General features: G+C 56.6%; 19 protein-coding genes and 3 tRNA genes. 7 read left to right on the top strand and 15 right to left on the bottom strand.

What is annotated here, in order from left to right; all coding sequences use genetic code 11:
* Positions 1–179 precede the first annotated feature (179 nt).
* Positions 180–254 (top strand) — tRNA-Arg (locus M0R30_RS00110).
* Between the two features lie 85 nt (positions 255–339).
* Here the strand turns inward: M0R30_RS00110 and M0R30_RS00105 are convergent.
* From M0R30_RS00105 to M0R30_RS00045, 13 genes are all read right to left on the bottom strand, one after another.
* A complete protein-coding gene (locus tag M0R30_RS00105; protein ID WP_292541993.1) occupies positions 340–1041 on the bottom strand; it encodes a metal-dependent hydrolase in 702 nt (233 codons plus the stop codon).
* A gap of 154 nt (positions 1042–1195) precedes the next feature.
* Entirely contained in the window at positions 1196–1804 is a 609-nt protein-coding gene (locus tag M0R30_RS00100; protein ID WP_292541992.1) for a hypothetical protein, read from the bottom strand.
* Positions 1805–1877: 73 nt separating this feature from the next.
* Positions 1878–2363, bottom strand: a complete 486-nt coding sequence (locus tag M0R30_RS00095) for a NusA-like transcription termination signal-binding factor (RefSeq protein WP_292541991.1) — start codon at positions 2361–2363, stop codon at positions 1878–1880.
* A gap of 15 nt (positions 2364–2378) precedes the next feature.
* Positions 2379–2669 carry a 50S ribosomal protein L30e gene (locus tag M0R30_RS00090; RefSeq protein WP_292541990.1) on the bottom strand — a complete coding sequence of 97 codons (291 nt, stop codon included), beginning with the start codon at positions 2667–2669 and terminating at the stop codon, positions 2379–2381.
* Positions 2670–2695: 26 nt separating this feature from the next.
* On the bottom strand, positions 2696–3871 hold the full coding sequence (gene rpoA2 / locus M0R30_RS00085; RefSeq protein WP_292541989.1) for a DNA-directed RNA polymerase subunit A'': 1176 nt from the start codon (positions 3869–3871) through the stop codon (positions 2696–2698).
* 1 nt (position 3872) lies between these two features.
* Positions 3873–6512, bottom strand: a complete 2640-nt coding sequence (locus M0R30_RS00080; protein ID WP_292541987.1) for a DNA-directed RNA polymerase subunit A' — start codon at positions 6510–6512, stop codon at positions 3873–3875.
* Between the two features lies 1 nt (position 6513).
* The gene (gene rpoB / locus M0R30_RS00075; RefSeq protein WP_292541986.1) at positions 6514–8331 is read right to left on the bottom strand and encodes a DNA-directed RNA polymerase subunit B; all 1818 of its coding nucleotides are present in this window, start codon (positions 8329–8331) and stop codon (positions 6514–6516) included.
* Complete coding sequence (locus M0R30_RS00070; protein WP_292542762.1) at positions 8328–9884, bottom strand: DNA-directed RNA polymerase subunit B''; 1557 nt, start codon at positions 9882–9884, stop codon at positions 8328–8330. The genes rpoB and M0R30_RS00070 overlap by 4 nt, the downstream gene beginning before the upstream one ends.
* Positions 9885–9902: 18 nt before the next feature.
* Positions 9903–10154, bottom strand: coding sequence for a DNA-directed RNA polymerase subunit H (locus M0R30_RS00065; protein WP_292541984.1), 252 nt, complete (start codon positions 10152–10154; stop codon positions 9903–9905).
* 76 nt (positions 10155–10230) lie between these two features.
* Positions 10231–10304 (bottom strand) — tRNA-Lys (locus tag M0R30_RS00060).
* A 118-nt stretch (positions 10305–10422) separates the two neighbouring features.
* The gene (locus M0R30_RS00055) at positions 10423–11052 is read right to left on the bottom strand and encodes a response regulator (protein ID WP_292541982.1); all 630 of its coding nucleotides are present in this window, start codon (positions 11050–11052) and stop codon (positions 10423–10425) included.
* Positions 11053–11176: 124 nt separating this feature from the next.
* Positions 11177–11821, bottom strand: a complete 645-nt coding sequence (locus M0R30_RS00050) for a response regulator (protein WP_292541980.1) — start codon at positions 11819–11821, stop codon at positions 11177–11179.
* Positions 11821–12180 carry a roadblock/LC7 domain-containing protein gene (locus M0R30_RS00045; RefSeq protein WP_292541979.1) on the bottom strand — a complete coding sequence of 120 codons (360 nt, stop codon included), beginning with the start codon at positions 12178–12180 and terminating at the stop codon, positions 11821–11823. The genes M0R30_RS00050 and M0R30_RS00045 overlap by 1 nt, the downstream gene beginning before the upstream one ends.
* 333 nt (positions 12181–12513) lie before the next feature.
* On the opposite strand from M0R30_RS00045, the gene minD reads away from it, so the two are divergent.
* From minD to M0R30_RS00015, 6 genes are all read left to right on the top strand, one after another.
* Entirely contained in the window at positions 12514–13293 is a 780-nt protein-coding gene (gene minD, locus M0R30_RS00040) for a cell division ATPase MinD (protein WP_292541977.1), read from the top strand.
* Positions 13294–13312: 19 nt separating this feature from the next.
* The gene (locus M0R30_RS00035; protein WP_292541975.1) at positions 13313–13510 is read left to right on the top strand and encodes a hypothetical protein; all 198 of its coding nucleotides are present in this window, start codon (positions 13313–13315) and stop codon (positions 13508–13510) included.
* 80 nt (positions 13511–13590) lie between these two features.
* Positions 13591–13664 (top strand) — tRNA-Pro (locus tag M0R30_RS00030).
* A 29-nt stretch (positions 13665–13693) separates the two neighbouring features.
* The gene (locus M0R30_RS00025; RefSeq protein WP_292541974.1) at positions 13694–14557 is read left to right on the top strand and encodes an ARMT1-like domain-containing protein; all 864 of its coding nucleotides are present in this window, start codon (positions 13694–13696) and stop codon (positions 14555–14557) included.
* Positions 14558–14730: 173 nt separating this feature from the next.
* A complete protein-coding gene (locus tag M0R30_RS00020; protein ID WP_292541972.1) occupies positions 14731–15189 on the top strand; it encodes an NfeD family protein in 459 nt (152 codons plus the stop codon).
* Between the two features lies 1 nt (position 15190).
* Positions 15191–16276: an SPFH domain-containing protein gene (locus tag M0R30_RS00015; protein WP_292541970.1), complete on the top strand. Its 1086-nt coding sequence runs from the start codon at positions 15191–15193 to the stop codon at positions 16274–16276.
* Positions 16277–16384: 108 nt separating this feature from the next.
* Here the strand turns inward: M0R30_RS00015 and M0R30_RS00010 are convergent, their stop codons facing one another.
* Positions 16385–17623 carry a hypothetical protein gene (locus tag M0R30_RS00010; protein WP_292541969.1) on the bottom strand — a complete coding sequence of 413 codons (1239 nt, stop codon included), beginning with the start codon at positions 17621–17623 and terminating at the stop codon, positions 16385–16387.
* Positions 17624–17694: 71 nt separating this feature from the next.
* Complete coding sequence (locus M0R30_RS00005) at positions 17695–19047, bottom strand: site-2 protease family protein (RefSeq protein WP_292541968.1); 1353 nt, start codon at positions 19045–19047, stop codon at positions 17695–17697.
* Between the last annotated feature and the right edge of the window lie 228 nt (positions 19048–19275).

The raw sequence follows: 19275 nt of genomic DNA, 5'->3' as shown, positions 1-19275 counted from the left end.
TATGGGGGGGGCTGATATCGCATTCTGCCCAACGGGATCTCTTTACCGGAGCACGGTATACCCGGGGTCGTAGAATAGTACCTGCAGTAAGCAATGACAGTCCGGGCATGAAGACATCCGTGTACTTTCCTGTCAGAAACAGATTAATTATCCACGAGCGCGAATGTTACTGGCACAGTGGGCCTGTGGCTTAGCCTGGATAGAGCGCCGGGCTTCTAACCCGGATGTCGGGGGTTCGAATCCCCCCAGGCCCGTTCTTCGTTTTTGGGATCCACCTGTCCCGGCAATAAGATCATTGTATCAGGAATATGTTCGTTCCAGAATGTTTGCTCGGGATCGTCATTGTATACCACGGTCTTGCCCGGGCCATTTCACAAGAACAACAGCGCCGCACAGGGCCACGAGACCGGCCATTACATTCGTTACCGGATCATAGGTCGGCGCAACAAAGGCATGGGGGATGGCGGCCAGACCGAAAAAGAACAGGCACACGCCAACAATTCCCAGCAGGACAGCACTAACAAAACATGCAGAAGTAATCCCGCGTGAGGTCAGGAACGGTATGCGATGTTCCGGCAGGCCGGTATACCACAGCGCGATGATGAGGAGCGATGCACACGCAAACACCCACTCGGACGGGTTGGATACTTCAAGCCAGAAGTAATGCCCGATATAATCCAGGATAATAAATATCGGGAACGGGCCCATGAGCGGGTAGTACCATGTTGAGGGCACATTCCACATCTCGTCGATGATCTGGTGGGAGACGATCGCACAGGCAAAGGCAATGCCAAGGAGGGTGCGGCGGTAGTGCCAGATGAGGATGCCGGCTGCAATAGCGATGGAAAAAAAGATCAGCGAATGCCCGAGGGTCCTGCCGGACCCAAAAAAGGCAGGGAGGAGCAGCGCCAGGGATTTGTCGAGAAGGTCGGGGAGGATTGCGCCAATGATACAAAGGGGAAGTGCCCGCCGGTCCCGTGTCAGGTGCCAGAACCCAAGGCCGATGAAGGCACCAAGAAAGACGTGGGCGAAGAGGAACATGCACTGATCCGTTGTTTAGGAGGGCATATAGGACTTCGCAACTCTTCCGTATGCACACGCATGAGCAAATTTTTACACACGACTTCACTGTGCAATACTTCGGCACATTTGTCCTCGGGCCATAGGTTTCCCTGCACCATCCGGTCGCGTGCCTTCACTCAGGCAAACGGCGGACAACCATCAGGAACAATATCCCGGTTATCATCGTCCCCATGCCATAGAGGATCATCATGCCCTCCCCGAGTGGGTGCCTGAACATCATCTGTGCGGATAGATTCAGGGCAGATAATGCCATATCCAGCAGCATGGCCACGGAGACCAGGCTGACAAGTGCGGAGACTATGGCTGCCCCGGTAATCACGTCATTCCTTTCTCCTCCTGAAGATAATGAGATGAACAGGAGAAGGGAGCACGGTGCGAGACAGAGAAGGGCGGCGGTTCCCGAATTTGTTATGAGTGTCCCGGGAAAAACACCGGGGGTGGCGAGGGTCGGTATAACGGTAACTGCCAGAAATGCACATGCTGTCCCTGCGATGAGCGCCAATGCCAGCGGCAGCCCAAGGTACCAGTGCCTTGAAAACCGCCGCAGGTAATTCAGTGCAGCGATATACGCAACCGACGAGATAAGCCCTAGTGTGAGAAAGACCAGGCCGAGAGAATAACCGATGGCAGAAAAAAAGCCGGTAACCATGAGGATCGTGAATGCAGGGAGCCAGAAAAATACCAGCGTAGTTACTGAAAGGGCAGTCCTGGATGTATCCATACCGGATAGTAATTGTAAAATTATATAATTCGTGCGTTTTAATCCGGTACGATCCCGGAAAGAAAAAAGAATGTTACTGGGGATCCCGGGAGTCCTGTTCATCTTCAGGCTGACCGTCCATCGGTTTTTGCAGGATCTGGACGTCCGCAATGTTGTGCTGGCGCAGTGCCAGTTTCTTTGCCTTGAAGATGTTCTTGCCTTCCTTGCCGATCGCAATACCGCGATCGTCGTCCCTGACTTCCACGGTCGCGGTCTTCTGGTCTTCCTCTCCCTCGAAAAGGATGGAGGTGACCTGGGCCGGCAGGAAGCAGTTCTTCAGGAACTGTTCCGCGTTGCTGTTGTATTCCACGACCTCGATCTTCTTGCCCATGACTTCGGATGCCTTCTTGATCGAGGCACCTTTCTTGCCGATCGCAAGACCCATGTCGCCGGGGTTGATGACGAAGATGAGCCTCCCGTTACGGTCGTCCATGACACAGTCGCGGCTCCCCGCGCCGGTCAGGCTCTCGAACTGGGAGATCAGGCGCATACAGTCTTCGGTCAGTTTAACTTCGACCATAGCATGCCCCCGGTTTCAGGCCCTCTTGAGGGAGAGGATATCTGACTCGCCCGGGGTCACGATGGCGAGGGTGCTGACCATGAACGGCTTACCACAGGCCTTGCCGAGTGCCACGCTGGACCCGTCAAAGGTGTGGATGAAGAGGTTCTCGAAGCCTGCAAGTTTTGATTTGAAGGCGGCGGGACAGTTGCCGGCTACGACAACCATCTGGGCCTTGCCTTCCCTGATGCATTTTTCCGTGTTGTTCTGGCCAAGAATTACATTTCCTGTCTTGATGGCCCTTCTGAGTGAAGCATTAAAATCCATGTACAATTCCTCGTAGTGTTCTAAAGTTAATTGTCGTGTTGTCTGACTGCGATCAGTTTTACATCGCCGGTACCGAGCTGGATTGGCTGGCCAACGATGACGTTCTCGGTCACGCCGCTCAGTTCATCAACTTCATTTGCGACGGCCGCGTCGAGCAGGTGGTTGACGGTCACTTCGAATGCGGCACGGGAGAGGACACTCTCCTTCTCGCCGGCAATACCGTGACGGCCGATCTGCTTGACCTCGCCTTCCATGCACATCATGTCCGAGACGAGCATGAGGTGGCGGACATCCACGGCGATACCCTGCTCGTTGAGGGTGGATACCGCTTCATGGATGACCGCATTCCTCGCTGCCTCGATACCGAGGACCTGGGCGATCTCGCTGATGTTGTTGGTGCGGGTCCGTGTGGTGTCCACGCCAACGACATCAAATACGTCCTTAAGGTTGGAGCCTTCAGTATAAAGTATATACTCCCCGGTCTCTTTCCTGACAACGACCCGGAGGATGTCGTCTATGCCCTGCACGATCACGTTCCTGACGTGCTCAGCAAGCTGGAAGAGGTTCTGGTAACTCTCCTTGTTCTTGGGGGAGAAGATGATCGTCGCTGCTTCCTCGTCGATATCGTGCTCGAAGTCGCGGTAGTGCCTGCGGTCGCGGATCTTCTTGGGTGCGACTTCCATGATCTCCATGGGGGAGATCTTGCGCTTTTCGCAGACCTTCGTGTTCAGGTGGACGACCACGTGCATGTTCTCCATGTCCGTGGTGATGTCGCCGAACTCGTGGAGCGGGGCTGCCTCGATCTGCCAGCTGACTTCCCGGGCCTTGTCACGGTCACTGCCGAACTCGGGCTCGAGGAAGACGGTCATGGTCGGCGTGCTGGGCTCCTTCCTCGCGTCCATGATCTCGATGAGACGCGGGAGACCGAGGGTAACGTTAATCTCGGCGACACCCGCGTAGTGGAACGTACGCATCGTCATCTGTGTGCCGGGCTCACCGATCGACTGCGCCGCGATGATACCGACTGCCTCGCATGCCTCGATACGGGTGCTCTGGTACTCGGCAATAACACGCTCGATGATCTGTTTGAACTGGGCGTCCGTGATCTCCTTTTCGGCAAGGAACTTCCGGAGCTGCTCTTTTGTCTTGGGGGGGAGGGCTGCGGCCTCGACCTTCTTGTCGTACTTGTCTGCGAGTGCCATCTTATACCTCCTCCTTGAGGATTGCCTCGACGATACCCTTCACATCGACCGGATCGCCGAACGCGCTCTTGGTCGGGTCGGTCCCGTCCTCACCATATTCGAACTGGATGATCCTGCCACCGGTGGACCGCACGGTGCCGTCGTATGCGACCTTGAGGTCCTGCAGCGCATTGATCATACGGCGCTGGAGGTACCCGCTTTGGGATGTACGGACGGCCGTATCGACGAGACCTTCACGGCCACCGATTGCGTGGAAGAAGAACTCTGTCGGGTTGAGCCCGCCCTTGTAACTGTGCTGGATGAACCCGTGGGCATCCGAACCGCGGTCGCCTTTCTTAAAGTGCGGGAGTGTTCGGTCATCGTAACCACGGACGATACGCTCACCACGGACGGACTGCTGGCCGATACAACCGGCCATCTGGGTCAGGTTCAGCATCGAACCACGGGCACCGGACACTGCCATTACGACAGCGCTGTTGCCGAGACCGAGGTGGCGGCCGGCAATCTGACCGGTCAGGTCACGGGCCTTGCCCAGTACCTGCATGATCTGCATTTCGAGCGTCTCTTCGATGGTACGCCCGGGCATCGGCTCGAGCTGGCCGTCTTCGTAGATCTTGATGCGGCGGTCGACATCGAGCGCCGCGTTCTTTAAGACCTCATCAATCTGGCCGTACTCGGTCTTGGAAAGGTCTTCGTCATCGATACCGAATGAGAAACCGTCGAGCATGATACCGCGGATCGAGAGCTTGGTGAAGTCATCGATGAACTTGGTTGCCCGTTTCATACCCTGCTGGCGGATGATACGGTTGACGATCTGGCCGTCGAATGCACCGATGGCCTTCTTATCGATGGTCCCCATCTGGAGCTGACCGTCGATGATGCGCACATACGCATCCCGTTCGCACTGCTCCTTTTTGCAGACATCGCAGTTCAGGCAGGAAGTGGCCTTGAAGACCATGTTGAGACTCTCCGGAAGGATGACGGAGAATACCTGCTTGTTGCTCCAGTATTCAACACCGTCTTCGACTTTGCCGGGAGGGGGCATGTGCTCGATGCCGGTGTAGCGGAGGAGGTAGAGTGCATCTTCCTTCCTGAACCAGCGCATCTCATGCGTCAGCATGAAGATACCCGAGACGTGGTCGTGGATGCCGCCGATGATCGGGCCGCCGAAACGGGGCGAAAGGATGTTCTCCTCAACGGCAATGAGCATGGTGGCCTCGGCCCGTGCCTCTTCGGTCTGCGGGACGTGCATGTTCATTTCATCGCCATCGAAGTCGGCGTTGTACGGCGGGCAGACCGCGGGGTTGAGCCGGAAGGTCCGGCCTTCCATCACCTTGACGCGGTGGGCCATGATGCTCATCCGGTGCAGCGAGGGCTGGCGGTTGAAGAGCACGACATCGCTGTCGCGGAGATGACGTTCCACCGTATAGCCGGGCTCGATCATGTCGGCCACGGTGTCGAGATTGTCGGCACCGAGGCGGAGACGCCGGTTGTCGGGACGGATCACGTAGTTCGCACCGCAGGGGGCGTTGACGTCCGGGCGTTCCGGGCCGTTCCGGACGATCTGCCGGAGTTCCTCGATGTTGTACGGGGTGACCCGGACGGGAATCGTCATTTCGTTGGCCACTGCCCGCGGGACACCGACCTGCGTTACAGAGAGGTTCGGGTCCGGGGAGATGACGGTACGGCTCGAGAAGTTCACACGCTTACCCGAGAGGGAACCACGGAACCGCCCGTCCTTACCCTTGAGACGCTGCGAGAGCGTTTTTAAGGGCCGGCCGCTGCGGTGGCGGGCCGGGGGGCAGCCGGCGACTTCATTGTCGAGGTATGTGGTAACGTGGTACTGCAGGAGTTCCCAGAGGTCCTCGATGATCAGCTGGGGGGCGCCTGCATCCTGGTTCTCCTTGAACCGCTGGTTGATACGGATGATGTCCACGAGCTTGTGGGTAAGGTCGTCTTCCGACCGCTGCCCGTTCTCAAGGATGATCGACGGGCGCATCGTGACCGGCGGGACCGGGAGCACGGTAAGTATGGTCCACTCGGGGCGGGCAACGTCGGGGTTGATACCGAGCGGGATTAAGTCCTCGTTTGGGATCTTCTCCATCCGGGCACGGATGTCGGCGGGCGTGAGCTTGTGCTCCACCTTCTTGCCGTCCTCGACAACAACTTCCGAGAAGGTTGTCGGCTTCTCGAAGTTGATCTTGAGCTGCTGTTCTCCGCAGTGCGGGCAGATGCGCTCCTTCTTGACGTCTTTCTCGGAAAGGATATCACCGGTCTGGTCGTCTTCGGTACCGACCACTTTCTCGATCTCTTCGGGAGAGAGGAGGACGCGGCCGCAGGAACGGCACGTCACACGCAGGAGTTTCCTGATGAGCCGGGTGTACCCGACATGGATGACGGGCTTTGCGAGCTCGATGTGGCCGAAGTGGCCGGGGCATTCGCTTGCCTTCTGGTCGCAGGTCTTGCACCGGAGACCGGGGTCGATGACCCCGAGATTCAGGTCCATAAGGCCCTGGGGGTAGGGGAACCCGTCGTCATCGTAGGTGTCCGCCCAGATGATCTTGCGGACGCTCATCTCGCGGATCTCCTTGGGGGATAACAGGCCGAACTCAATCTGTCCGATTCGTTTTGGGGATGGCATGTTACACCACGTCCTGTAATTTCAGCCTGGGGGCTATACCCATGCTCTTCATTTCGTCCAGCAGGAGCTTGAACGCGTAACTCATCTCGACCGAGTAGATGTCGGTCTCGTTGCCGCAGGCAAGGCAGCGGGTCATGTTGCGCTTACGGTCGAGCATGGCAACCATGCCGCAGTGTGCGCAGACATATTCGTTCACCTTGTCCGACTCATCAAGGAGACGCTCCTTGAGTGCCATGGCGGCACCGTGGCCGATCATGACATCGCGCTCCATCTCACCAAACCGGAGACCTCCTTCACGGGCACGTCCTTCTGTCGGCTGGCGGGTTAAAACCTGCACCGGTCCGCGGGACCGGGCGTGCATCTTGGACGATACCATGTGGTAGAGTTTCTGGTAGTAGATGACACCGATATAGACATCCGCCTTGAAGACCTTGCCGGTGATGCCATCATACATGATCTCCCGTCCGTTATGGGAGAACCCGAGGTTCTTTAACGAGGCACGGATATCGGCCTCGCTCTCGCCACCGAATGCAGTGGCGTTAATGCGACGGCCTTCAAGGGAGCCAACCTTGCCGCCGATCATCTCGAGCATGTGCCCGACGGTCATACGGCTCGGGATTGCGTGCGGGTTGATGACAAGGTCGGGGGAGATGCCGCTCTCGGTGAAGGGCATGTTTTCCTGGGGGGTGATCAGGCCGACGACACCCTTCTGCCCGTGCCGGGACGCGAACTTGTCGCCGACTTCCGGCACACGGAGGTCGCGGGTCCTGACTTTCACGAGACGGGAACTGTTCTCGCCCTCGGTGATGATGACCGTGTCGACAATGCCGTGCTCGTTGCTGCGCATCGTGACAGAGGTGTCGCGACGCTTCTCGACCGCGATCAACTCCCCGGACGGTTCCTCAAGGAAACGCGGCGGGGAGGTCTTGCCGATCAGCACATCTTTTTCCGCAACAACGGTCTCGGGGTTGATCACGCCGTCCTCGTCAAGGTTCTTGTAGGAGTCGGCGCCGTGGGCACCGGCAACATCCTCTTCGGGGACTTCAATGCGGTCGATCTGGCCACCGGGATACCGGCGTTCCTCGCCTTCGTAGGTCCTGAAGAAGTGGGACCGGCCGAGGCCACGCTCGATCGAGGCCTTGTTGAAGATGAGCGCATCTTCAATATTGTACCCTTCGTAACTGAGGATCGCGACGACGAAGTTCTGGCCAGCCGGCCGGTCGTCGGAACCGATCAGTTCCGAGGTCTGGGTGTGGGTGAGCGGTTTCTGCACGTAGTGGAGCAGGTGGCCACGGGTGTCCGGGCGGAGCTTCATGTTTGCAGCGCCAAAACCGAGCGCCTGCTTGACCATCCCTGCGCCCATCGTGACACGGGGACTTGCATTGTGCTCGGGGAACGGGACGTGGGCCGCACCGATACCAAGGATCAGGGAAGGGTCGATCTCAAGGTGGGTGTGGTCGGGCGTCAGTTTCGAGAAGTCCATTGCAATGAGCAGGTCTTCTTCCTCTTCGGCATCGATGAACTCGATTAAGCCGCGCTGGACAAACGAGTTCATGTCCACTTCTTTCTTCTCGAGCCGGGCGAGGTCCTCTTCGGTGATGAGGGGTTCGCCGTTCTTCAGGACAATCAACGGGCGGCGTGCACGGCCACGGTCGGTCAGGATCACGACATCGCCGTTGTACTCCTTGTGGGATACGTTCACTTCCGCCGCGATCGCACCCTGACGGCGCATGCTCCGGATATTGGCGACCAGTTCCTTCGGGTCGTCAACAAGGCCGATCAATGCCCCGTCAACGAATACACGTGACTTCTTGCTCATGATTCACCCCGGATGTGCTCGACACCAAGGTTATGCAGGATGCGGTTGATCTCGTCCTCGTCTTCAACACCCTTGCTGATCTCCACCATCTGGGCGAAGTTCTTCACCAGTCCACAATTCGGCCCTTCAGGAGTCTCGCTCGGGCAGATCCGACCCCACTGGGTCGGGTGCAGGTCACGGGCCTCGAAGTGAGGCTGCGACCGGGAGAGCGGGGAGATCACACGGCGGAGGTGCGAGAGCACGGCCATATGGTCCACGCGGTCAAGGAGCTGGGAGACACCGGTCCTCCCGCCTACCCAGTTACCAGTGGCGAGCGGGTGGAGGAGGCGTTCGGTCAGCACGTCGGCGCGGACAGCGGTCGCGATCGAGAGGTCGCGGTGGCGCATGCTGGCGCGTTCGAGCTGGTATTTGATATCACGGGTGAGCCTGTTGAGCGAGATACGGAAGAGGTCTTCCATTAGGTCGCCGGCGAGTTTCAGCCGCTTGTTCGAGTAGTGGTCCTTGTCATCGATCCTGCGTTTGTTCAGGACAAGGTCGAAACAGGCCTCTGCCATGCGGCCGAGGAAATGCGCTTTTGCAAGCCTGACCGAGAGGACTGCTTCCTGGTAGCCCTCGTCGCCTTCCTTGAGGTTTGCCGGCATTGAGTAGTTCAGGTGCGGCAGGAGGTAATTGTCCAGGACGAACTCGGCGCGCTTGCGCTGGTAGTCCTTGGTCTGGTTCGGCGCCAGTTTCTTACCAACATACATGACACCGCCCTCGACCGAATCGCACTCGCTCTCTTCCAGGTTCTGCATCATGAACGTCAGGATGTCCTCGTCACTCGAGACTGCGTTCACGACCTCCTGGTCGTTGGTCATGCCCAGCGCCCGCATCAGGTCCACGAACTTCAGGTGACCCGCAACGGACGGGAAGGAGACCTCGAGGAGATTCTTCTTGTTCCGCTCGACAACCACCAGTGCGCGGTACCCGCGGAACTGGGAGAATACCTTGGCCACGTAGATGCGCTCGTTGTAGCGCTCGGTGAACTCGGTCATGATCTTGTTGGACGCAAGGTCCTCTAATGTCATGAGCACGCGCTCCGTGCCGTTCACGATAAAATAACCGCCGGCATCGAACGCGTCCTCGCCGTGGGAAACACGCTGGGCATCGTCCATGCCGTAAAGGTTGCAGGCAGTGGACCCGACCATGATCGGGAGCTGCCCGATCGTCGTGATGATCGGCTCCTGCCGGTCATCGCCATGCACGAGCGTAAGCCCGAGCTGGATGGGTGCCGCGTACGTCAGGTTGCGGAGCCGGGCCTCGCTGGGATAGAGTTCTCCCTGCGACCCGTCCGCTTCCCGCACGAGCGGCCTTTTAACTTCGATCGTACCGAGTTCGACCCAGACCGGCTCATTATTCTTGCCCCGGTTCTCGATGTCGGTCTCGATGACCCGCTGCTCGTTGACCACTTTCTGAAGATTGTGTTTTAGGAAATAGTTGAAGGAGTCAAGCTGGTGGCGCGCAACATGCTCCCGTGAAAAATATGCCCTCGATAAAATACTTCTGTCAATCAGACTGACCAACCCCGGAATTTACTTCTTTGGTCTCTTGACCACGAGACGGTATGCCTCGGCCCTGCCCGCCGTATGGCTCGCCCGTATAATCCGTATCACATCATCAGCTTCGGCGCTGATCGTTTTGACTGCAGGATCGTCATGATAGATTTTCGGTAATTGCTCCGTAGTAATGTTGTAGCGGGTGAGAAGTTCGGATACTTCCTCCTCGCTCATAATTTGATGATCCGGCACCATCACGTGTTCCAGCACATTCAGTTTGGTGCTCAATGAAAAACCCCCTCACAGATAAACAGATTTCCTCTCAGATGCATCACCGCAAAAAACCCACGATTGCTCGTGGCAACGGGCCCGGAGGGATTTGAACCCCCGACCACCTGGTTAAAAGCCAGGCGCTCTACCGAACTGAGCTACGAACCCAAGGTATACTATACAGACCAAGATTTAGAGCATTATAACAATGCTAAAAAACTATTTAAATATTCTTGAGGTACTTGTACAAGCTCTGGTAAGACAACAGATCAATTCTGCCGGTGATTTATGTCGTCTTTGAAAAATTTTCATTGATCTCTTTGAGACGCAGTTCATCGATCTGTATCTTTGCTTCAAGTTTCTGGATCGCAGCAAGGTCCTCAGGCGGAACCTCGCGCCCGGGATTTTTCATGTCACAGGCTTTTTTGAGGACCCCAAGAAGGTTCCGGTCCACTTCGATACTCTTCCGGAGCGCCGAGTATTCATCGATGAGTCCTGTATCATGACCGGCGTCCTTTGCATCCCGCGCTTCCGTCATGACGGCGCTCCTCCGCGTAAAGATCCCCGTGATCGCTTCGAGAAGCTGTGCGGGGTTGACCGGCTTTGAGACAAAATCCTCGATATTCAGCGCGTGCTGCTCGGCTTCCTCCGGTGTGATCTTCTTGGCCGAGAACATGAGAACAGGGATATCCTTTGTCGCGGGATCTGCCTTGAGCCGGTCGAGGGTCTCCCACCCGTCCATGGGCTCCATCATGATATCGAGGAGGATCAGATCGGGTTTTTCCGTTGCAAGGTATGCGAGGGCCTCGTCCCCGCCATGGGATGCAACCGGGTTGAACCCCCTCCGTTTTAACAGCGCGACGAGCCCGTCAACAATATAAGGGCTATCGTCTACAATCAGGATCGTATCATCCACGGAATCCCTCTCCCGCACATGGCTCCGGTGTGCGGCTGGCCGGGTCGGTGACAGGCATCACCTGTCATCATCCCGGGTGCCGGATACCATGCACCCACATACTATTTCAAAGATCTACCGGATTTCAGGTTGGCGTGCCGGGTGACGGGGTCCCGGACATCTCACCCTTGATCTGCTGGAGGCGGGTCTCCTGGAACTTGATGTTCATCTCCATGCTCTTTATTGCCCGGGAGATCTCGTCACTGACCCGGACTTTCGAGTCATTGAAATTGTACGTGGTCTCGAGGATCTTCATAAGGCGCCGGTTGACATCGATGCTTTTGCTGAGGCGGGCATATTCGGAGATGATCTCGGCATCAAATCCCGATTGTTTTGCCATATCCATGTCGGACTTGATTGCCTGGCGGCGGCTGAGCACATGTTCGATCGCATCGTAGAGTTCGCGGTGGGTAATAGGTTTTAAGACATAATCTTCGATATAGATCCCGTACTCCTGGGCTTCGATAGGGGTCAGCTGTTTTGCAGTGAGCATCAGGACTGGGATCTCTTTTGTTGCGGGGTTCTCCTTGATCCTCTCGAGAGTCTGCCACCCGTCAATGGGTTCCATCATGATATCGAGCAGGATAAGATCCGGGGTGACCGTCTTTAAGATCTCGATGCATTCTTCCCCCCCGTACGCGGCAACGGTACGGTATCCGCCACGCTCCAGCATAGTCACAAAAACATCGACAATGAATGGGCTGTCATCTACAACAAGTATGGTATACATTACATGGCCTCCCCTATTTTTTTGGCAACAGGGAGCAGCGCAGCATGAACGGTTCCCATATCCGCCTTGTCAGCCATGATGGCTGCAATGAGAAAGTTTTCCCCGGCACCCATGACGACAATGGAGGCGTCCTGGGCACGAATGGTGACAGACATCATGGACTTCATCTTGATGATGCTGCCCACCGATTCTGCAGATGCAAGTATTGTTGCAGAAAGTGCCCCGAACCAGGGTTCGTTGAGATCGCGGTCAAAACTTTTCCCGGCAATGATCCCATCCCGGGATACAAGGGCACATGCTGCAACCCCGTCGATGGATCGAATCGTTTCAATAAATGCAGAGATCTTCTCTTTTAACATGCTGCTGCTCCTGCTGCACTACCCTGTGTAATTGATAATACCTGATAAGAACTTAAATACATATTCTTTTTTGGGTTCCTGTGATATCGCAGTTTTGGTGAAAATCACAGGGATTCGGGTTGATAGCGGGATTCCATGTCATATTCTGCGGGCCTCCGGTGGCCGGGCCCCATGGGGGATCCCAGACAGCGGTAGAGACAAGATATCCCTGCCATTTTTTCCGGATATCTGTTTCCCCGCCCCCGCAAGGGACCCGGATGCATTTAATCGGCAGGGGTGGGCGCAAATTCAGATAAATACCTTTTTGACTGACCGGACGAAATAAGAGTCCAGATGATCCGGGCATATACCATCACATCCGGGAAAGGTGGCGTCGGGAAGACTACGCTTACGGTCAATCTTGGTATTTCTCTTGCCCAGCTCGAACGTGAGACCTACATTCTCGATGCGGATATCGGTATGGCCAACATGGCCCTCATCCTCGGAATGGACGACGTGCCGGTCACCCTCCACGAAGTGCTTGCGGGAAAAGCAGATATCGAGGACGCGATTTACGAAGGCCCGGCCGGGGTAAAAGTCGTGCCGAGCGGGATCTCGCTTCAGGGGTTCCAGCAGGCCGACCCGGACAAGCTGCGGGATGTCATGCACAAGCTGGTGGACAGGTGCGAGTTTCTCCTGATCGATGCACCCAGCGGGATCTCCAAGGAAGGCGTCGTGCCGCTCTCGGTTGCGGACCAGGTGATCCTCGTGGTCAACCCGGAACTTGCATCCATGGCCGATGCCCTCAAGACCAAGATCCTCTGCGAGGTCATGGGAGGGCAGGTCTATGGTGCGATCCTTAACCGGGCCGGCTTTGAGCATACCGAGATCCGTTCCCAGAGTGTCGAGGACGTACTGGGTGTCCGCGTGATCGACGTGGTCCCGGAAGACGCGAGCGTACGGAGAGCGGCGGCCTACAAGAGTCCCTGTGTCCTGAAGTACCCCACAGCCCCGGCCACCAAGGCATTCAAACGGATCGCAGCGCAGATGTCGGGGATTGAATACGAAGACAATGATAAAGACACCCACGAAGAGGGGTTCGTAGACCGCCTCGCACGGGCGGTGTTCCGGTGATTATCGTTCGGGAGTGACCATGACATACGAGGGCTACATGCTGGTATTGTTCGGCTTCGTCATTGTAGTCCAGCAGCTCATCATCTACCTCATGTACGTGCGAATCCGCCAGCTCCTCGGCGAGGTCGACTCTATCGCGGGCAGGATCCGGGTCAACGATGCGGAACTTGAGAACCTCATAGCGCGGGTAGAAGAGTTCAAGCGCGGGAAGATCTGACCTACGGCGTTTCGTCGGGATTTCCTGCCAGCCCGGATAAGGTAAGATACATAAGCAATATCGACCTATAGTAAGAGAGCGGGGCCATAGGGTAGCCTGGCCATCCTAGGAGACTGGGGGTCTTCTGACCTGAGTTCAAATCTCAGTGGCCCCATTTCGTGTTGTTTTTCTGGTGCTCCCCGTATGAAAATTTCCGATACCTGCGTTGACTGCCTTCTCTCCCGTGTCAGCCTTGAGTGTTCACTCTGCGGAGCGGACGCTGCTCTCACCGAGAAGACCGGCCGGGCATGCCGCCGGGTAATTGATGAACTCCGCAACGAGCCGCTCAGCCACCCCCGGGTCGCAAGCCGGATCCACCGCCGGGCATATGACCTGCTCAAAACCTCCGACCCGTTCGACAAACTCAAGCGTTCCGGCAACCAGCAGGCTTACGGGGTCTGCCGGCAGGTCAGGCACCGGCTCCATACATTCCGGGACTATGTCCATGCAGCGGTCATCGCCAACATCTTCGATTATGGCGTCAAAGGACATGATGTTACCACGGATTTTCTCTCGTTTTTCTCAGCGGAAATTGAGAAAGACCTCTATATTGACGACACAGAAAAGATCCTGCCACTCTGCTCCCGCGTCGTGTACCTGAGCGACAACTGCGGCGAGATCGTATTTGACAAACTGCTGATACAGTACCTCAAATCGCATGGCTCGCACGTAACCCTTGCCGTCAAGGAGTCCCCGATCCTGAACGATGCCACGATGGAGGACGCACTCGAACTCGGGCTGGACAGGATTGTCGATCACCTGACATCCACCGGAGGGGGAGCGGAAGCAGAGATCGGTATAAACCTGGACCTGATCCCGGATGATCTACGGCAGGCCCTCGATCAATGCACGATCATCATCGCAAAGGGCATGGCAAACTTCGAGTCTCTCTCTGATATGAACGACATGCCCCCCATCGCCTACCTGCTCGCAGCCAAATGCAGGCCGGTCGCCGATGAACTCGGCGTTCCCGTCGGGGTGAAAGTGGCAAAGTTGCGTATGAGATAGTCTATCCTCACGTATGCTGGAACAAGCCTTGCATGCATAATGGGATATTGCAAAAAGCCGGTGCGAGCTTACCGGAATAACCGTGACGTCCGGCCCCATTCAACCACAAATTTTAATAAATGGCCCGGGATGATTTCCCATTCTTTTTATCCGCCGCCAACGGAACAATAACTATGGTTCTTCTGGAAGGAATCGCCCTCGGCTGGCTGCTGATCGTTATCGGAGCAGTCCTCCTCCTCGTGGAGGTCCAAAGCCCCGGGTTCTTTGCCACCGTACCGGCAACGGTCATGATCATCTTTGGCATCCTGCTCCTCCTTGGCATGGACATCTTCAACAACGGGTGGGGCATCGTGATCGGTGTCATAGTAGCGATTGCTGCCGCCGGGTTCACGGTCTGGATGTATAGCCGGGTCACCACGGATGAGAGCCCCACGACCATCAGCCGCGACTCGATTGTCGGCAGGGAGGGGCGGGTCATTAAAGACGTGAACCCGGACACACTTTCCGGCAAGGTCATGATCGGGAGCACGGAGTGGAGTGCAAAATCAACCGGGCTGCTCATCCCACCGGGAAGGAACGTGAAAGTCGTTGACTCCCAGGGAGTCCATATCATCGTCGAAGAGGTAGCATAACATGGTATCATTTATCGAAACACTGATTGTCATATTCCTCGTACTCGTCATCATTGCGATCTTCGCAAAAGGTGTCGTGATCATCCAGCCGTACGAACAGGGCCTCCTGATCCGGCTCGGCCAGTACATCGGCCGGATGAACCCCGGTTTCCGCTGGATCGTCCCCTTCATATCAGAGGTGACGAAACTCGACCTGCGGACACAGGTCATGGATGTCCCGAGCCAGGAAGTTATCACCAAGGATAACTCCCCGACCAATGTCGATGCGATTGTATATATCCGCGTGATTGATCCCGAGAAGGCATACTTCGAGGTCGCCAATTACCGAATCGCAACCATTGCCCTTGCCCAGACGAGCCTCCGTGGCATTATCGGTGACATGGAGCTCGATGAGGTGCTGTACAACCGGGACGTCATCAACACCAAGCTCCGTGACATCCTAGACCGCGAGACCGACCAGTGGGGTGTCAAGGTCGAACGTGTGGAGATCAAGGAAGTAGACCCGGTCGAGGCAGTCAAGAGCGCAATGACCGAGCAGACCGCGGCCGAACGTGCCCGCCGTGCGGCAATCCTGCGGGCTGACGGGGAGAAGCGTTCTGCGATCCTCAAGGCAGAAGGCCTCCGGCAGAGCATGATCCTCGAAGCCGAAGGCGAGCGGCAGAGCAAGGTGCTCCGTGCAGAAGGCGAGCGGCTCTCCCGGATCCTCCAGGCGCAGGGAGAAGCACAGGGATTACGCATTCTTTCCGTTGGGGCCGCACCGCTCGACCGCAAGGCAATCACCGTGCTCTCGCTGGACGCACTCAAGTCCATGTCAAACGGGCAGGCAACCAAGATCATCTTCCCGTTCGAGATCTCCGAGCTGATCCGCCAAGGTGCAAAGTTCCTTGGTGCAAAGGATGAGTCCGTTGAAGAAGTGGCAGGACGGCCAGTCATGGATGACAGTATCCTCGGGGTCATTCCAAAACAGGATACCATCGATGCGATCCTCAAGGATATCCAGGACGCAGTTCCGAAGGTTTCGGAAGATGAACTCAAGGACACGAGCAAGCGGAAAGTCTTACCGCTTGAAAAGGGCCCTGAAGAATAATTCCCGAAAACCGGGACCCGGATCCTTTTTTATTTTTTTTAACCCGCCGGTCAGTGGCCGAGGGTATCGTAAATACAAATGAAAAAAAAGGTTGGATTCCCCACGGTTTTATGCGGGCCCTGCCGGCACCGCACAGGTTCCGCCTTTGCAGGTCAGGCCGGACGCACAGTCCTTGATCGCACTGCATACTGAACCCGGCGCCCCGGTATTGCCCGGCCCACCAGTCCCCTGCACTGATGCCGGCACTATGGCGGCAGAAGTTGAAGACGATGACGTTGCCGCGGATTTCGGGTCAACACAGTACCCTCCGCTGCAGGAAAGTCCCCCGGTACAGTCGGAGCTCTGTGTGCAGTCCTTGTTCAGCTCCGTATCCTCGGTCCATTTCCCGCAGTTCATGCAGGGCCTGCACGCATGGTAGGTCCAGCGCGTGCCGGGGTCCTGGCCCCTCAGGGACATCACGTACTCCGTCTCGCCATAGTTCACGGCACCCTGGCCGACATTGATGTACCCGTGGCCGATCTGGACCTCCCACTGATCGTGCGAAGCGGATGAGTCCTTCCACATCAGCTGGTACATGTTGCCCGTCTTCGTCATCGTCTTACCGTCGATGTTGATGAAATCCTTTTTGATCACCGAGTAGAAGTACTGCCGTGCCACCTCTTCGGACATCGGGAGCGTGGGCAGTGCCGCAGTCATCGCCGCCTGCGATGGTGCCGAGAAGTTCGCGCAGAAGACCATCAGGTCGTACTTGTCCGTGCTGAAAGACGAGGGCGTCTCAAGTCCGAGCGTGGCGCTTTTTCCCTTCGGGACGCTGTCCCAGTACCCGAACGTACAGTACATCTTCCCGGCAGTATACTGGGGGGCACCTTCCCCATTCCAGCCGGTCTCATCGACACCGGGGCCAAATGCCGTCCCGATAACATAGTATGTACCGGCGAACGGGTTCCCTGCGGGCAGGGTCTTGGTCATCCAGTTGATGCCTCGGGCCTGTTCGGGGGGGTTGACGAGAGCAGAGCTCATGACCGTCCCCATCTTCTGTTTGATTGCATCATCGGCACAGGACGTCCCGGCACCCATCTCGCCTTTGCCGGAAGATGCACCGGACGGTCCACCCATCGCACCACCGCAGGCAGCAGTATTGGAACTACAAAACTGGTCGCATTCCATCCCGTGTTGCTGGCAGTAGGCACTGCAGGTTGCCGCAGAATCACAGCCACCCGGGCCCTTTGCCGGTGCCGCTGGACCACTTCCCGCAGGCTGGGTGCACCCGGCAATCATACAGGCAAGGACAACCAGTGCGATCAGGAAAACCCATCTATACGAAAAAACTCCCCGTCTCTTTTGCATAGATGAGAACGTATTCCACGGGCCTATAAAAAATATTTGAAATTATTTTAGAAAAAGTATGATATCCATTCCTAATGGGCCAGATGGGGAAGGAGGAAGATCGCAAGGATGATGATCAGTATCGCGTAACTGACCGCTGCGACCAGATGTCCCGAGTACCGGATCAGTCCTTTTTTATCGAGGAGCCGGTCCACTCCCTCTTTCATGATGTACCCTCCATCAAGGGGGACCAGCGGCAGGGCGTTGAACGTCCCGACCACAAGGTTCCACCAGCCGCACCAGAAGAGGAGCTGGATGACGAACCAGAAGAAGGGGAACGGCACGTCCCACATAACAGATCCGGCGGTATCGTTCATAAGGATCATGAATGCCCCGAACTGGGAGGGATCGAGGATCACCCAGATGGGGATGGCAAGGAGGACAAGGAATCCCACCGGGCTCCACATGTTATCGAAGATCTGTTTCAGCTGGCCGGCATCGTAGTACGACACTCCCATAAACCCGCTCGTCTTGCCAGTCGGTCCTGCCGGCCATGTTGCGAGGGTCAGACGGTAAGTTTCCGCAATGCCGTTGTTTTCGACGACCACGGTTGCAGTATCGCCAGGCCGGGTCGCATCCAGGACCTTTGCCACATCATCCCTCGTGGTGATGCTGACACCGTTCACCTCCGTGATCAGGGAGTTCGCCGGGATACCGGCGGCAAAGGCCGGTGAATCGACATACACACCACTGATCACCGGGGTCGTGAGCGGGACCGCATAACCGAGCAGGAAGATCAACAGCCCGAAACAGAGCACACCAAGAACGATATTGTTGGTGATGCCGGCCCCGAACATCCGCATCTTCGCCAGGCCTTTTGTCTTCTCCTGGTCCTCCTCATCGGGTTCGACAAATGCACCGATAGGGATAACGGGGATGAGTATTCCCATCGACCTGACACGGATGCCTTCGATACGGCAGAGGATCGCATGCCCGAATTCATGGACCACCATGGTGATGATCAGGCCCATGAGAACGGCGAGGGTCAGGGGGATGAAATCATTCACACCGGGAATAGCGAGGACATTCCTCAGCTCGTTGACCGCGGTTGGCTCGGGCGTCGTGACGATCGTCATCTGGAAGGAGAGGACGAGCATCGCAGTCATCAGCGCCGAGACAACGATGACCATGATAACACCGATCGTACCGTAAAACCGGAAGAAACGACGGTATTGGGCGAACCAGTCGAAAAAACCGACACGGTCCGTCTTGATCGCAAGGATCGGGCCATAGAAGACGATATGCTCCTCCCACAGGTTCCATGTCTTGATAAGGTAGGCGAGCATCGCGTAAACCGCAATGATTACGCCAACAACCAAAAGCCAGTCCATCATCATATATGGCGTTTCCGTAAGGATAAAGGGCTTCTGGAGGTCGAACCTCATCAGAGGTGAGACCGGAGAAGAACGCATCAGCGTTCTTCGACTTCCGACAGGTCATCAGACCTAGAGGAGGAGAAGAGCCGAAGGCTCTTCGACTTGCGGAGGGTCATCAGACCTAGAGGAGGAGAAGAGCCGAAGGCTCTTCGACTTGCGGAGGGTCATCAGACCTAGAGGAGGAGAAGAGCCGAAGGCTCTTCGACTTGCGGAGGGTCATCAGACCTAGAGGAGGAG

It is taken from the genome of Methanoregula sp., assembly GCF_023227875.1.
Taxonomy (GTDB): domain Archaea; phylum Halobacteriota; class Methanomicrobia; order Methanomicrobiales; family Methanospirillaceae; genus Methanoregula.
The sequence above is the reverse complement of the archived record's forward strand: the minus strand, read 5'-3'. Positions and strand labels throughout refer to the sequence as shown.

Bases quoted from the DNA above. Each gene is read 5' to 3' on its own strand.
- M0R30_RS00105 (WP_292541993.1), bottom strand. From the start codon at position 1,041: ATGTTCCTCTTCGCCCACGTCTTTCTTGGTGCCTTCATCGGCCTTGGG.
- M0R30_RS00100 (WP_292541992.1), bottom strand. From the start codon at position 1,804: ATGGATACATCCAGGACTGCCCTTTCAGTAACTACGCTGGTATTTTTC.
- M0R30_RS00095 (WP_292541991.1), bottom strand. From the start codon at position 2,363: ATGGTCGAAGTTAAACTGACCGAAGACTGTATGCGCCTGATCTCCCAG.
- M0R30_RS00090 (WP_292541990.1), bottom strand. From the start codon at position 2,669: ATGGATTTTAATGCTTCACTCAGAAGGGCCATCAAGACAGGAAATGTA.
- rpoA2 (WP_292541989.1), bottom strand. From the start codon at position 3,871: ATGGCACTCGCAGACAAGTACGACAAGAAGGTCGAGGCCGCAGCCCTC.
- M0R30_RS00080 (WP_292541987.1), bottom strand. From the start codon at position 6,512: ATGCCATCCCCAAAACGAATCGGACAGATTGAGTTCGGCCTGTTATCC.
- rpoB (WP_292541986.1), bottom strand. From the start codon at position 8,331: ATGAGCAAGAAGTCACGTGTATTCGTTGACGGGGCATTGATCGGCCTT.
- M0R30_RS00050 (WP_292541980.1), bottom strand. From the start codon at position 11,821: ATGTATACCATACTTGTTGTAGATGACAGCCCATTCATTGTCGATGTT.
- M0R30_RS00045 (WP_292541979.1), bottom strand. From the start codon at position 12,180: ATGTTAAAAGAGAAGATCTCTGCATTTATTGAAACGATTCGATCCATC.
- minD (WP_292541977.1), top strand. From the start codon at position 12,514: ATGATCCGGGCATATACCATCACATCCGGGAAAGGTGGCGTCGGGAAG.
- M0R30_RS00035 (WP_292541975.1), top strand. From the start codon at position 13,313: ATGACATACGAGGGCTACATGCTGGTATTGTTCGGCTTCGTCATTGTA.
- M0R30_RS00025 (WP_292541974.1), top strand. From the start codon at position 13,694: ATGAAAATTTCCGATACCTGCGTTGACTGCCTTCTCTCCCGTGTCAGC.
- M0R30_RS00020 (WP_292541972.1), top strand. From the start codon at position 14,731: ATGGTTCTTCTGGAAGGAATCGCCCTCGGCTGGCTGCTGATCGTTATC.
- M0R30_RS00015 (WP_292541970.1), top strand. From the start codon at position 15,191: ATGGTATCATTTATCGAAACACTGATTGTCATATTCCTCGTACTCGTC.
- M0R30_RS00010 (WP_292541969.1), bottom strand. From the start codon at position 17,623: ATGCAAAAGAGACGGGGAGTTTTTTCGTATAGATGGGTTTTCCTGATC.
- M0R30_RS00005 (WP_292541968.1), bottom strand. From the start codon at position 19,047: ATGAGGTTCGACCTCCAGAAGCCCTTTATCCTTACGGAAACGCCATAT.